General features: G+C 32.3%; 12 protein-coding genes. 1 reads left to right on the top strand and 11 read right to left on the bottom strand.

Translation table 11 applies throughout. The features are described 5' to 3' along the window. Positions 1–49: 49 nt before the first annotated feature. The 5 genes from FLACHUCJ7_RS23835 to FLACHUCJ7_RS23815 form a co-directional block, all read right to left on the bottom strand. Positions 50–2,854 (bottom strand): AsmA family protein, encoded by a 2,805-nt coding sequence (locus FLACHUCJ7_RS23835; RefSeq protein ID WP_180910798.1) that lies wholly within the window; start codon positions 2,852–2,854, stop codon positions 50–52. A 75-nt stretch (positions 2,855–2,929) separates the two neighbouring features. Further along, positions 2,930–3,751, bottom strand: a complete 822-nt coding sequence (locus FLACHUCJ7_RS23830) for an MlaD family protein (RefSeq protein ID WP_078229541.1) — start codon at positions 3,749–3,751, stop codon at positions 2,930–2,932. Between the two features lie 17 nt (positions 3,752–3,768). Continuing rightward, on the bottom strand, positions 3,769–4,548 hold the full coding sequence (locus FLACHUCJ7_RS23825) for an ABC transporter ATP-binding protein (protein WP_180910797.1): 780 nt from the start codon (positions 4,546–4,548) through the stop codon (positions 3,769–3,771). Position 4,549: 1 nt separating this feature from the next. Next, complete coding sequence (locus tag FLACHUCJ7_RS23820; RefSeq protein ID WP_078229539.1) at positions 4,550–5,308, bottom strand: MlaE family ABC transporter permease; 759 nt, start codon at positions 5,306–5,308, stop codon at positions 4,550–4,552. A 240-nt stretch (positions 5,309–5,548) separates the two neighbouring features. After that, positions 5,549–7,819: a glycosyltransferase gene (locus FLACHUCJ7_RS23815; protein WP_078229538.1), complete on the bottom strand. Its 2,271-nt coding sequence runs from the start codon at positions 7,817–7,819 to the stop codon at positions 5,549–5,551. 447 nt (positions 7,820–8,266) lie between these two features. Between FLACHUCJ7_RS23815 and FLACHUCJ7_RS23810 the strand changes: the two genes are divergently transcribed. After that, entirely contained in the window at positions 8,267–9,358 is a 1,092-nt protein-coding gene (locus tag FLACHUCJ7_RS23810; RefSeq protein WP_078229537.1) for a DNA topoisomerase IB, read from the top strand. On the opposite strand, the gene FLACHUCJ7_RS23805 is transcribed toward FLACHUCJ7_RS23810, so the two are convergent. The 6 genes from FLACHUCJ7_RS23805 to FLACHUCJ7_RS23780 all read right to left on the bottom strand — a co-directional run bounded on the left by FLACHUCJ7_RS23805 (position 9,347) and on the right by FLACHUCJ7_RS23780 (position 12,537). Next, entirely contained in the window at positions 9,347–9,814 is a 468-nt protein-coding gene (locus FLACHUCJ7_RS23805) for a DUF1440 domain-containing protein (RefSeq protein WP_180910796.1), read from the bottom strand. The genes FLACHUCJ7_RS23810 and FLACHUCJ7_RS23805 overlap by 12 nt on opposite strands. Before the next feature lie 37 nt (positions 9,815–9,851). Next, entirely contained in the window at positions 9,852–10,223 is a 372-nt protein-coding gene (locus FLACHUCJ7_RS23800) for a VOC family protein (RefSeq protein WP_031454761.1), read from the bottom strand. A gap of 77 nt (positions 10,224–10,300) precedes the next feature. Then, a complete protein-coding gene (locus FLACHUCJ7_RS23795; protein WP_180910795.1) occupies positions 10,301–10,510 on the bottom strand; it encodes a hypothetical protein in 210 nt (69 codons plus the stop codon). Positions 10,511–10,520: 10 nt separating this feature from the next. Then, a complete protein-coding gene (locus FLACHUCJ7_RS23790) occupies positions 10,521–10,901 on the bottom strand; it encodes a DoxX family protein (RefSeq protein ID WP_180910794.1) in 381 nt (126 codons plus the stop codon). A 216-nt stretch (positions 10,902–11,117) separates the two neighbouring features. Continuing rightward, positions 11,118–11,858, bottom strand: a complete 741-nt coding sequence (locus FLACHUCJ7_RS23785) for a GNAT family N-acetyltransferase (protein ID WP_078229533.1) — start codon at positions 11,856–11,858, stop codon at positions 11,118–11,120. Positions 11,859–11,931: 73 nt separating this feature from the next. Beyond that, complete coding sequence (locus FLACHUCJ7_RS23780) at positions 11,932–12,537, bottom strand: Crp/Fnr family transcriptional regulator (protein WP_078229532.1); 606 nt, start codon at positions 12,535–12,537, stop codon at positions 11,932–11,934. Positions 12,538–12,619: the final 82 nt, after the last annotated feature.

Below are 12,619 nucleotides of genomic sequence, written 5' to 3'. Positions count from 1 at the left end.
TTTAGTAGGTTTGACAACGATTTATATAAATATCTTTTCGTTGATGTTTTTATTTTGCCTTAACTTTTTCTTTCCTGACTACTTTATTGCTTTTTTCATTGTAGACAGCATCGAGTATTTCTTTTCCGGTTTTACTGAATATTTTTATTTTAGGATCCTCATGAGTACCCGTAATGGTAATTGGAAAACCAATAATTCCAAAAGGAGGGAGTCCTAAACGCATCCTAAGATCTAAAAGTCCATCGAAACTGGTCGTTCCTTTTATTGTGGGTTTAAAACTCGCCACGCTAAAAGTAAATGGAGTAATGTGGATGAGGTTATTATCAATTCTTGATTTGATTTCAATGCCTTGCATATCAGGGTTATTCAATCCCTCCTGTCCAGTTTTTGAGCTTATTCCGTCAAATAATTTGAGGCCTTTAATTTTTACATCGCGTAAATTTATAGTACCCATTCCTTCAAAAGACTCATAAATAGGGCTCATGTTTCCATTTAAATCACCTTTAATTTTATAATCCACAGAGATAATTCCTTCTGTTTTTTCTGCAGCGGTGACCATATCATGAAACATCGGAATTTCTTTGTAGGCTCTTTGAACGCTAAAATCTTTTGCTTTAAAATGAGCATCAAAACGTGCTGCTGTAGGCGATTCATCCTTATAGGAAGCATCAATCACCAAGGCACAGTCAATAATATTGAATATAGCATTTTCTAAATAAAAATTTCCTTTAGAAATACCGGTTTTTCCATTAAGTTTATTAAAAACAAGCCCATTGTATTCAATTTTATCAGCATTTGCAGTAAGGTTTACATTTAAGTTTTTTGGTACAATTACTACTCCACTTAATTTAGGATGGTCTTCTTTTGCGTAGGCAACTTCTAAATTCCGATCTTTGTTTTCGCCTTTTTCAAGTGCCATAAATTCGTCAACATTTATAAGTTTGGATTTCATATTGAAATTTCCGCTCAAAGTTCCATTAGATTCTAAAAAATAATTGATTGTATTTACCAGATAGCCGTTGATGTCAAAATCGGATTTTCCATAAGAGGCATAAAATTTTTCAAACCACATTTTTTCGTTTTGAAATCTGAAGTTTCCCTGTTTGATAAAAAATGCTTTTGGAAAAAGTTCTGATGTTGTTTTGATATTTTTTAATAAAATAGTGCCCCTGTTATTTAATTTGTCATACTGACCGGATGTAGCGTAACTTTGTTTTCCCTGAAGCGAAAGATCCGCTTTTGCATAACCTGTAACGTTCATTCCCTTTCGGGCAAATACTTTATAAATGTTGCCCACATTAAGTTCACCTTTTACTTTTGCATTATATGCCAGATCATTAAAGTCAGAAAGTGCTACATTTACATACACTGGATTTCCTTCAAAAACAAAAGAAGCTGGCGCAATTGCTACAATCAGATCCTTATAAGTACCGGCTTTGTTAAGTACATTGGCTATAAAAGTAATGTTAGTAACAGGGTTTGGATAGGAATCCGTTTTTAGCCAGCCGTTGTGTAATGCTATTCCGCCTCTTGTTTTAGGAAATAATTTTTTTGAAGCACTAAAAGTACCCTTTGCCTGAATATCAATTCTCAGGATTCCTTTTAAATCGAGGGAATATAACCCCAAAGCAGCATCAAGTGTAGCGAGATCTAATGCTCCTTTTATACTCGCATCTACATTCATTTCGTTAAAACCTTTGCTTCGTAAATAAGCTGTGAAATAATCTTTTTCGCCAACTTTAAATTTGAAAGTTTTTAAATTGATTAAAAGTTTTTCAATTTCAAGTGAAGGCATAATAGCATTCAGATTCATTTGAAAATCCGTTAATGGGGCAGGAGCATTCTGATAATTAATGGCTCCTTCATTAATTTTCAAATTAAAAGCAAGATCCGGTTTTTGCTTTTTGGCGACATTATAATTTCCTTTAAAAGTAAAAAGTAAATCACTTTTACCTGAAATTTCGGTCTCTTCAAGCCATGTTAAATATTCCGGAGGCATAACCGAGAACAAATCTTTTACAGTTGTATTTTTTGATGCTGCGTTGATATTGATTTTATATCCGTCTCTTAAAATGGTAAATAATCCTGTAAATTCTAAGGGTAATTTGTTGATCTTTAATTCATTTTTTTGAAGAATAAAAGAAAGTGCATGTGTGTTGATTCGGGTAATTAAATCAGCACGCAGTTCTTTTTTTCTAAGATACGCAGTTCTGTCATAATAAAAGTCAATGTTATCAATTTTGGCATCAGTATTCAAGTCGAAAATATCTTCACTTAAATTTCCTTTTCCAATGTAGTTAAAGCCTTTTGCATCTATCAGTATTTTAGCCGAACGATCATTGTATCTTACATGACAGTCTTTTAAATCAATCCGCTCCAATCGAATTGCGGTTCCTTCTTCGGTAGTACTGGTATCTTTTTTAATGTCCTTTCGGGCGATGTAAATATTATAATTGGCCTGCCCTTTTTGATTTACCATTAAATTTATATCTGCTTTTGAAACATATAGTTTGTTGATTTTTAATTCATTATCAAATAATAATCTTTTAATATTTATTCCAAAAGCAACCTGTTCTGCTTTTAATAAAGTATCCTTTTTAAAAGGTGTTGATCCGGTAAGTGTAACGTCATCGAGGGAGACTGTCAATGATGGAAAATGTGTAAAAAAAGAAAATCTGGATCTTGAAAATTCTATTTTGCTGTCAAGTCTTTCGTTAGCAATTTTTTTAACTTCAGAAGCTACTTTTCCGGGAAAAAGTAACGGAATCAAAAATAGTAACAGCAAAACTGATGCTATTACTATTCCTGAAATTTTGGCAATTTTAAGGCTTATATGTTTCAATTTACTTTGCATATAAAAATTTTTTATTCACTGCTGGGTGAAAAATTATTGAAGCTTGATCTTCATAAGAAGTAGAGTTTAAATCATTTATTTTTTATCTTTTTCTTTTTTGGCTTCTTCAGCCTTTTTTGCTTGCTCCTCTGCTTTTTTCTTTTCTTCTTTTAATTTTTCCTCTTTTTCTTTTTCTTTTTCAAGTTGTTCTTCCTTTTTTTCTTTCGCTTCTTCCAACTTCTCTTCTTTCTCTTTTTCTTTTTTCTTAAAATAACCTTTCAGAAGGAAATTACTTTTAGCTGCTTCCATGTTTTCGCTAAAACCTTTAGTTCCTTTTTCCAGGTTGCTAAGTGTTTTATCCATAGCATTGGCCATTCCCGGATCGCGCATTAGTTTTGCCAAAGCACCATTTCCATTGTTCATGCTATGACTGAAAATAGCCAATTCTTCAGAGATTACGCTTACATTATCCATGCTCTTTTTAACAGTTTTCATGATGTCGTTCATTTCTATTGCACTTAATGAGGCAATTTGTGCATTATTTTCAACTATTTTTTGCGATTTGACGCCAGGTGTGATGGTCAATACTTTATCACCCATTAAACCATCAGAACCAATACTGGCTTTGGCATCTGTTTTAATAAATTCGCGAACATCATCTTTAATTATCATTCCCACTACAACAGTAGAATCGTTTACCAGCTGAATTTCATCTATAGTACCAATGTTGATACCGGAGAATCTTACGTTATTACCAATTTCTAAACCACTCACTGTTTTAAAACTTGATGTAATGCGGAAGGTAGAACCAAAAAGATTTTTTTGTTTTCCAATAAAATAGACCGCCAGTATAAAAATCAGCACACCTATTGTTACAAATATTCCTAATTTCCAAGTATATCCAGATTGCTTCTCCATGATTTTGATTTTATATTTTATTCAAAGAATGATCGTACCCATTCATCTTCACTTTTTTCTAATTCTTCGTAAGTTCCTTCTGCCTGAATTTTACCTTCTTTTAATACAATTATACGATCTGCAGTCAATTTTGCACAGGCCATATCATGTGTAATAATGATAGAAGTTGTTTTACGTTTGTGTTTGATATCCAGTATCAATTCACTTATTTCTCTTGATGTTATCGTATCCAGACCCGTTGTGGGTTCATCATACAAAATGATTTCGGGCTTTAAAATCAAGGTACGGGCAAGTCCAATTCTTTTGCGCATTCCTCCGGATAATTCTGAAGGCATTTTATCGATTGCCTCACTTAAACCTACATTATCAAGTGCTTCAATAACTTCTTTCTCTACTTCCTCAGGTTTTAAGTCACGTTTGTGTTTTCTTAGTGTAAAAGCCAGATTTTCTCTTACGGTCATGGAATCGTACAAAGCACCACTTTGAAATAAAAAACCAATTTTGACTCTCATTTCGTTCAATTCTGCTTTTGGAAGCTCTAAAATGTTTTCGCCAAATACATTTATTTTACCTTTATCAGGTTGTATTAAACCTACGATACATTTTATCGTCACTGATTTTCCTGAACCGGAACGTCCTAAAACAACTAAATCCTCGCCTTTATAAACAACAAAATCTACCCCTTTTAGAACATAATTATTTTTTCCAAAAGTTTTGTGCAAATCTTTGATTTCTATAATGGCTTGTTTATTGTCTGTATTAGTCGCCTCAGTTGTTATATTTTCTTCTTTTATCATCTTAAAAAAATAAATCGGTTACTTGAACAGCTAACATGTCTATAATAAAAATGCTTAAAGAAGCGGTGACTACAGCAGAATTCGCTGCTTTGCCCACACTTTCTGTACCGTTTGTGGCATTAAAACCTTTGTAGCATCCAATCATTCCAATAAAAAATCCAAAGAAAAAAGTTTTGATTGTCGCCGGAATCAAATCCAGGAACTCAAGTGATTGGAATATTTTGGTGATGTATCTGTAAAAGCTAACATCTCCATGAATATTTATACCCACATATCCACCGAAAATTCCAACAGCATCGGCAAAAAATACCAGAATCGGAACCATTAAAGTGGTAGCTAGGATTCGGGTCACCACTAAATAATTGTAAGGATTAATAGCCGAAACTTCCATGGCATCTATTTGTTCTGTTACTTTCATCGAGCCTAATTCGGCACCTATTCCGGATGATATTTTTCCTGCACAGATCAAAGCAGTAATGACCGGAGCAATTTCACGAATTAAAGAAAGCGCCACCATTCCCGGAAGCCAGGATTCTGCACCAAATTTTACTAACGTTGGCCTTGATTGTAAGGTAAGTACCAAACCCATGATAAAACCTGTTATAGCTACCAGTGGTAAGGATTTATAGCCCATAACATAACATTGTTTCAGAAATTGTCTGGTTTCATAAGGAGGTACAAAAACCTCTCTAAAAAACCTCGTTGCAAATACAGTTGCATTTCCGATTTCTTCGAATGTATTTTTTAAGGTGAGTATCAAAATGTTTCGTGTTTAAAGTTGTGTATAAGCTGAAAATCAGTTTTTTAACAATTTGGGCTTCTCTTTTTATTATAGATGAAAGTTACCTCTATACTTGTTAAAATTCTTTACACAACTTTTAACTAACCTTATATAATTTTCATTCCGTATACTATTTACATTAAAATACCGTTGCACAATTTGCATAACAAAAAAATCCCTTTTCGTTAAAAAAGGGATTGGTTTACAATGTTTTAGTTTTTATGAATTGATAATCAGATCTGCCTTTGTTTTGATCAAATCAATTACCCGGGATTCAGATTCCTTAAAATTCTCCATCAATAAGCGCGCAGTTAAGAAACAAACTGTCGATTCAGCTCCCTGGTTTAGGTTTACATTTTCTTTTTCAAGACCATCATAACCGCCTCCGCTTATAGGATTGTACATAATTTGATTTAAATGATTTTTTCCTAAAAACCAATTAAAGGCTGTCTTCATATATTCTTTATGCAACGGATTTTTAAAAGCTGTGTAGAAAGAGTTTAAAGTCTGAATAATGTAAGAAACATCAATAGGCTGCTCGCCATACTCCTGTGGTTGAGAATCTTTATGATACCAGCCATTATTTGAAATTACTTTGAAACCTTTTTTAGTAAACATCTTTGAAAGTAAAAATTCAAGCGATTCTAATGCTATTTTTTTATAAATAGGTTTGTTTGTAACCAGATAGGCAAATAACATTGATTCCGGTAAAATACCGTTTCCGTATGTCAGATAATTTTCAAACCATTTCCAGTCTTTTGTTGCATGAATTTCGTAATTGGAAACCAATTTTGAATTCAGTTTATTTATAATTGCAGATACATATAAATTTGGAATTGTGCTGTTGTACAGGTAAAGTCCTTTAGTAGCAAAACCAATTGAACGGGGAGACTGAATGGTTTCAGCCCATTTTAGACTGTTTAAAAAGCTAGTTGAAGCTTTTTGAACGATTCCTTCGGGTAAAATATCTTTTATTGAAATCAAACTTCCCAGAGCCCATACACCTCTTGCATTAGAATCTTCCAGATTTACCTCTGCATTTTGCTCCATATGCTCCCTATTATATTGATCTATATAGTTTGTAAAATCTCCTTCCGGATTTTGACAGCGGATGATAAAATCAAGATAAATTAGTATATAAGGTAAATCGGCTTTGTCGTTTGTCAATTTATAATGCATGCAAAGTGCCACCAATGCTCTGGCGTTGTCATCTAAAGTATAACCTGTTGATAAATCAGGAACAGAAATTTTACTAAACTGAATAATTCCTAAATCGGTTGTCATTTTTTTAACATGAGACAATTCAATAGAAGGGTAGTTAAATTCAATTTCTGATGGGTTAACCATTAGGTTTTTATAGGTTTCCATATGTTTTATGGCAACATTTTCCCAAGATGAAGCTCTGGTTTTACGGAAAGCATTAATACCCATTTCTTCTCTCAGGCTATCATCAGAAAGCAATTTTATAGCAGCTTCTGCAAATTGATCACTATTTCCAATATCAACTAATATTCCGCAATCAGAAGTTAAAACTTCTACAGTATGAGGAATTTTTGATGCCACTAGAGGACATGCACAACTCATTGCATAAGCAAAAGTGCCGCTTACAGCCTGATTAGGATCTTTTGAAGTAAACATGTAAACATCAGTAGCTTTTAGATAGTTTAAAAGTTCGTTGGTATCTAAATATTGATTTATAAATCGAACATTTTTTTCCAGATTTAAATCCTTTACAATACCTTCCAGTTTATCACGATATGCATCTACACCTTCTTCAATCAAATTTGGATGTGTTCTTCCAATGACAAGATATAAAACATTTGGATGGTTTTTGATGATTTTCGGTAATGCGTGTAAACCGGTTTCAATACTTTTACCTTCACCTAAAAGCCCGAAAGTTGACAAAACCATTCTGTCCTGCAAATCAAATTTTGCTTTGGCTTCTTCCGGTTTTTCATAAATTACAATATGGGTTCCATGCGGTACACAAGTAATAATTTCCTTTTGAATGTCATAATCTTTTATCAGAATTTCCTGAGATTTTCTTGTCATTACAAAAACTGAATTACTGTAAGAAAGCAATAGCTTTACAAAAGTCTTTAATTCACTATTTGGATTTTGAATTACACTGTGAAAAGTAAATGTTACCGGCTTTTTTATCACATTTAGAAAATCTAATAAATGATCTCCATAATTACCATCAAATAATCCAAACTCATGTTGAATATGAATCAATTTTACAGCATCATCATTGTTGATTTCATTTGCAACACGTGTATAATCTTCTCTTTTTTTAGTATTTAATGTATAGGCCTGAGTTGGCTTTTCTAAAGGAGATTTTACCAGCTCACAAATTTCACAGGTAATTGAATTTCCGTAAACATCATTAATTCCTTTTATGGTATCCTGCGTGTAAGTAGCTATTCCACATTGTGTAGGTGGAAAAGTAGACATAAAAATTATCTTTGATTTAGCTTGTATCGTTTTCATAGGAATTATTTTTTAGTTCGTTTAATGAATCATTTTGGTTTATACAGAGAGAATTTTACTATTTTAAATACTTAATAAATTTGTCAAATGTTTTGCTAAACTTCCATTTGGATTTCTTTTTAAGTTCAATATTTCGTAGCTAATTTCTTCTTTTAAAAATATTTTCTATAAAATTATTCTACAAATAAGCCTATAATTAATCCAATCGGCTAAAAAATTAACTCAAAAGATTTAATGTGGGAATTATATAATAGAATCAGTGGGTTAAATGAACTTTTATAGTCAATAAAAAATTAAATTAGAATTAAAACAAATCATTTTAATCAATAAAATTTGAGAGACTTAAGAAGCTTTTTTGAGGATAAAATCTTTAATCTCTGTAAGGTACTTAAAATTAGAAGAAGAGTGATAGAAAATGCAAAGTTTCTTATTTAATATAAAAATGTTATGAAAGCAAATATAAAATCTCAGGAAAAATTGATGACCCTTTTAATTACTAAACCTGAATTGGCTATAGAGAAGTTAGATCTGGTTTATATAAGTGATAAATCGATGCCTATAGAAAGATGTAAAGAAGGAGATACTTTTGTTTATAAAAAAAATGGTAGATCTATTAAGCAAAAAAACGAATTAAAACGGATTAATAGTTTGGTGCTTCCACCTGCCTGGGAAAATGTAAGGATTTCAGAATTATCAAACGGACATCTTCAGGCTGTTGGTTTAGATCAAAAAAACAGAAAGCAATATCGGTATCATCCAAGATGGAATTTAATTAGAAACCAGACCAAGTTTTATAAAATAGCAGATTTTGGGACAAGATTACCTGCTATAAGAAAACAAGTCGATGCCGATTTAGAAAAAAAAGAGTGGTCTAAAAATAAGGTTGTAGCACTAGTAATTCGTTTAATGGAGGAAACCCATATCAGGATAGGAAATGAAAAATACGCCAAAGACAATAAATCGTACGGACTTTCTACTTTAAGAAAAAGGCATATTAATATCAATAAAGATGCAATACGTTTTGAATTTATAGGAAAAAAAGGAAAACAGCATTCAATTACGATCAGGAATAAAAAACTGATTAAACTAGTCAGTAAATGCGAGGAGATTCCAGGTTGGGAAGTTTTTAAATATTATGATGAGAATGGGGAGCGAAGAATCCTTGATAGCCATATGGTCAATGTATATCTGCATGAAATATCAGGCGAATATTTTAGTGCCAAAGATTTCAGAACCTGGTCTGCATCTGTGATTTTCTTTGAAACCTTAATGGAATTAGGTATTGCCGAAGATGAAAAAGAAATTAAAAAAAATATTCTTACGGCCTATGATGCTACAGCAGAGGCTTTAGGAAACACAAGAACTGTTTGTCGAAGTTATTATGTACATCCTTTGGTAGTGTCGACATATGAAGACGGATCGATTAAACAGTATTTTGAAAAGGTTAAAAGTTGCCGCAGTAATGAACAATACTTTTCACATACAGAAAGAGCATTTTTAGAATTAATTCAGGATTATCAGCCTGAATTATCTATTTGATGAATAATATTTTCGTGTTATAAATGCAATAGGAAGTCCGATGCAGAACATCAGAATTAAAATTGATATGATTAAAGGAAAATCCAAATGTTTCTCTGGCAATGCCGGAAATGCAATTGGCAAAACAATAAGATTCATCACAATCCAGACAAAAAATCCGTAAAGCAATCCCGAAATTAAAGTGTTCCTTTTTAAAAACGGCAAATAAGGATAAATTACAAAATAAAACCATGCAAAAGTCATGGCTATTAAGAAGTGCAAACCGAGTCCGTACCAAGCTATTTTTGAGCCGCCTTCGTATGCTTCTTTTTTAAAGATACCACTTGCGATAGACTGAAGGAGTTTTATTGCCGTTGTTTTTTGCAATATAAATGCATAAACCACAATTGCAGCAGTAACATCTAAAGTACCTGCAATTAAACCCGACAAAAAAATAGTTTCGGTTTTTGATTTCATATAAATTTTATTTTACAGATTTTAAAAATCCAATGAATTATACTGATGTAATCCACCACACATTCCCAAACGGATCTGTTACACCGCAAGTTCTGCCGTAATCCTGATCGCTCAGTTTCATTAAAGAAACAGCACCGTTTTCTAATGCTTTTTTATACGTTTCATCTGCATTTGGAACATATACAAATAAATTTGCGGTTTGTTTTGCCCAATCTGTAATTTCATCAGTTACCATTATTGTACTTCCGTTTAGCGTAATTTCGGCATGCATAATAGTTCCGTCTTCCCGAAGTGATTTAGTATTGGTTTCAGTTGCACCAAAAACAATTTTTGTAAAATCGATAAATTTGGAAGCCCCTTGTAAAATTAAATAAGGCATTATTGTCTGATGTTCTGCCGGTATATTCATTTTGTAATATTTTAAAAATTAGTATTCTTAAAATTACAATTTTTATTTTATATTTTGTAAATCAGCTTATTACGGATTTATAAGAGTACTTCACAATAAAAACCATGCGAATTTAAAAGTTCAATTATTTTATGATTGGAAATAGATGAAGCATGGATCCGCAAAATCTTATCACAATCCTCAAGATCAAAGTTGATAGGGCTGTTTGGAAAATATTCAAGAAGCTCCCCAATAATTATATTGCATTGCTCGGCTTCCTGAATATTTGTTTTGAAAACTTCTACCATGATTTATGGCTTATAAAGCGTTGCTTTTATACCGGCTTATTTTATGATAATAGACATAGGATATTGCTAAAATCAACAGGACAATCAGCGGAAAAAAGCCATCAAAAGTAACTCCGTCAACCGCAAAATGACTAATGGAAGCAAAGATAAAATCGAAGCCAAAACCTGCATATGCCCATTCTTTTACATTCCCGGGAACTTGCGGAATGATTAATGCCAGAACACCTAAAATTTTGAAAACAACTAATGCATTTCCAAAATATTCAGGATAACCCAAATGTCTGATTCCTTCTTTAGCCATTTCTGATTGTGATGTCAAGGCAGGCATAACGCCTTCAAATAGAAAAATAAGAATTGTTGTGGTCCAAAAAATAATTTTAGCTTTTTTCATGAAATAGTTTTTAATGGTTATCAGTTAATATAATACAAAGTTACACGTTTTGTATTCTGATAAAACGGACATTTCTGACTATTTTAGGGGCATTTGGGACAAGATTATGTGTTGCGTTAACCATAGTTTGTCATCTTCACGAAGGAAGAATCTCCACTAGTAGCTCCGTAAAGATTAATTACAAGCAGATATAAACTCTATTGGAAATTGGAATTTTTAAGTATTGGTATTTAAAACATAGTTTTTAATCAAAAATAAATCTTCAAAACCTAATCGCGTATAAATATCTTTTCCCATAGCTGATGCTTGTAAATGTGCAGTTTCAGCATTTAAATCGATACAAAGGTTCATTGCAAATTTCATGATTTCTTCGGCGAATCCTTTTCTGCGCATTTCAGGAATTACGCCAACCCCATGAATACCCATATCTTTTCCGGTTTGGTAAAGCATAAAAGTCCCTATTGGTTTTTTATCTGCAGCAACCAAATAAAAATGCACGTTTTGATAATCCTGAATTAGAATTTCCTTACTGATAACGTAACCAAAAGCATTCGGATAAACATCGGCCCAGATTTTGGCATCTTCTTCAGTAGTAACTTTTTTGAAAGTTAAATTATTTTGAAGCGTGAATTTTTGATTCAGTTTTAAAAACATACCCATTTGTTCGGTTTTGATTTCGAAGCTGTTTTGTTCAAGAAGCTGATTGGAATTACTCTTGAAAATATCCCAATATGGAACTACTAAACCAGGATTTTTATGTACAATTTGAATGATTTTTGAAAGATCTTCAGAAGTAATGTCTTCTTTAAACCATAATTTATTTGGCCAGCCAGAGTTTTCTATTTTACAATACGCAATAGAATCATTTTTACAATAGGCAAGGAAGGGAGTTCCAATGGTTTTCCAGAATCCGGTTAAATTGTCAATATTATCTTTGATGAGGTCTGTGTTTTTCATTTTTGGGAGACGAATTTAAATCATACTGCAAAGATAAATTCAGCCTTTCTGAAAAGCCTTTACATATGTTGATTTACAAATCTTTTTCGAGACTTTTTCTGATTCGGCTTAACTGCGTAGGCGTAATGCCTAAATGTGATGCAATATGCAAGAGCGGAACGCGGTCTGCAATTTCGGGATGTTTTTCAAGAAGTTTAACATATCTTTCAGTGGCGTTTTGCATAACGAGCGCTACTTCTCTTTGTTCTTTTTCAATAATCCAGGTTTTTTCTAAATGAGCAATATAGAAGTTTTTTAGATCGTCATTTTTGTTAATCAACTCCATATATTTTTTATAGCTGATGTTGATTAAAACACAGTCCTCCAGAGCTTCAATTGCAAAATTCGAAGGTGTCTGCAGCATTAATGAAACTTTAGACCCTGCAAATGAATTTTCAAGAAAGAGGTTTTTATTGTAAAAATTTCCCTGCTGGTCTGTAATGAATGCTCTCAGAATTCCTTTTGCTATAAAATGAAGGTTTTTAGCAATTTCTCCATTTTGTAATAGTGTTTCTCCTTTTTTAAGGGTTTGAAATTCTGTGATGTTTTGAATTAGTTTCCATGATTGCTCAGAAATTGGATAATAACTTTCAATAGTTAGTTTTAGATTGTTGAGGTATGTTTCTTTATTGAATGTCATTTTTGTTTTATTGAGTAAATATATGAAATTATAAAAAAGGACATACTGTGAGGAGTTTCTTGTGAAGATCCTTCTTACGTCA

Origin of the sequence: Flavobacterium salmonis, assembly GCF_903819435.1 — a bacterium.
Lineage (GTDB): Bacteria > Bacteroidota > Bacteroidia > Flavobacteriales > Flavobacteriaceae > Flavobacterium > Flavobacterium chungangense.
The sequence above is the reverse complement of the archived record's forward strand: the minus strand, read 5'-3'. Positions and strand labels throughout refer to the sequence as shown.

Bases quoted from the DNA above. Each gene is read 5' to 3' on its own strand.
- FLACHUCJ7_RS23800 (WP_031454761.1), bottom strand. From the start codon at position 10,223: ATGAATATACCGGCAGAACATCAGACAATAATGCCTTATTTAATTTTA.
- FLACHUCJ7_RS23810 (WP_078229537.1), top strand. From the start codon at position 8,267: ATGAAAGCAAATATAAAATCTCAGGAAAAATTGATGACCCTTTTAATT.
- FLACHUCJ7_RS23815 (WP_078229538.1), bottom strand. From the start codon at position 7,819: ATGAAAACGATACAAGCTAAATCAAAGATAATTTTTATGTCTACTTTT.
- FLACHUCJ7_RS23835 (WP_180910798.1), bottom strand. From the start codon at position 2,854: ATGCAAAGTAAATTGAAACATATAAGCCTTAAAATTGCCAAAATTTCA.
- FLACHUCJ7_RS23825 (WP_180910797.1), bottom strand. From the start codon at position 4,548: ATGATAAAAGAAGAAAATATAACAACTGAGGCGACTAATACAGACAAT.
- FLACHUCJ7_RS23785 (WP_078229533.1), bottom strand. From the start codon at position 11,858: ATGAAAAACACAGACCTCATCAAAGATAATATTGACAATTTAACCGGA.
- FLACHUCJ7_RS23780 (WP_078229532.1), bottom strand. From the start codon at position 12,537: ATGACATTCAATAAAGAAACATACCTCAACAATCTAAAACTAACTATT.
- FLACHUCJ7_RS23805 (WP_180910796.1), bottom strand. From the start codon at position 9,814: ATGAAATCAAAAACCGAAACTATTTTTTTGTCGGGTTTAATTGCAGGT.
- FLACHUCJ7_RS23830 (WP_078229541.1), bottom strand. From the start codon at position 3,751: ATGGAGAAGCAATCTGGATATACTTGGAAATTAGGAATATTTGTAACA.
- FLACHUCJ7_RS23795 (WP_180910795.1), bottom strand. From the start codon at position 10,510: ATGGTAGAAGTTTTCAAAACAAATATTCAGGAAGCCGAGCAATGCAAT.
- FLACHUCJ7_RS23790 (WP_180910794.1), bottom strand. From the start codon at position 10,901: ATGAAAAAAGCTAAAATTATTTTTTGGACCACAACAATTCTTATTTTT.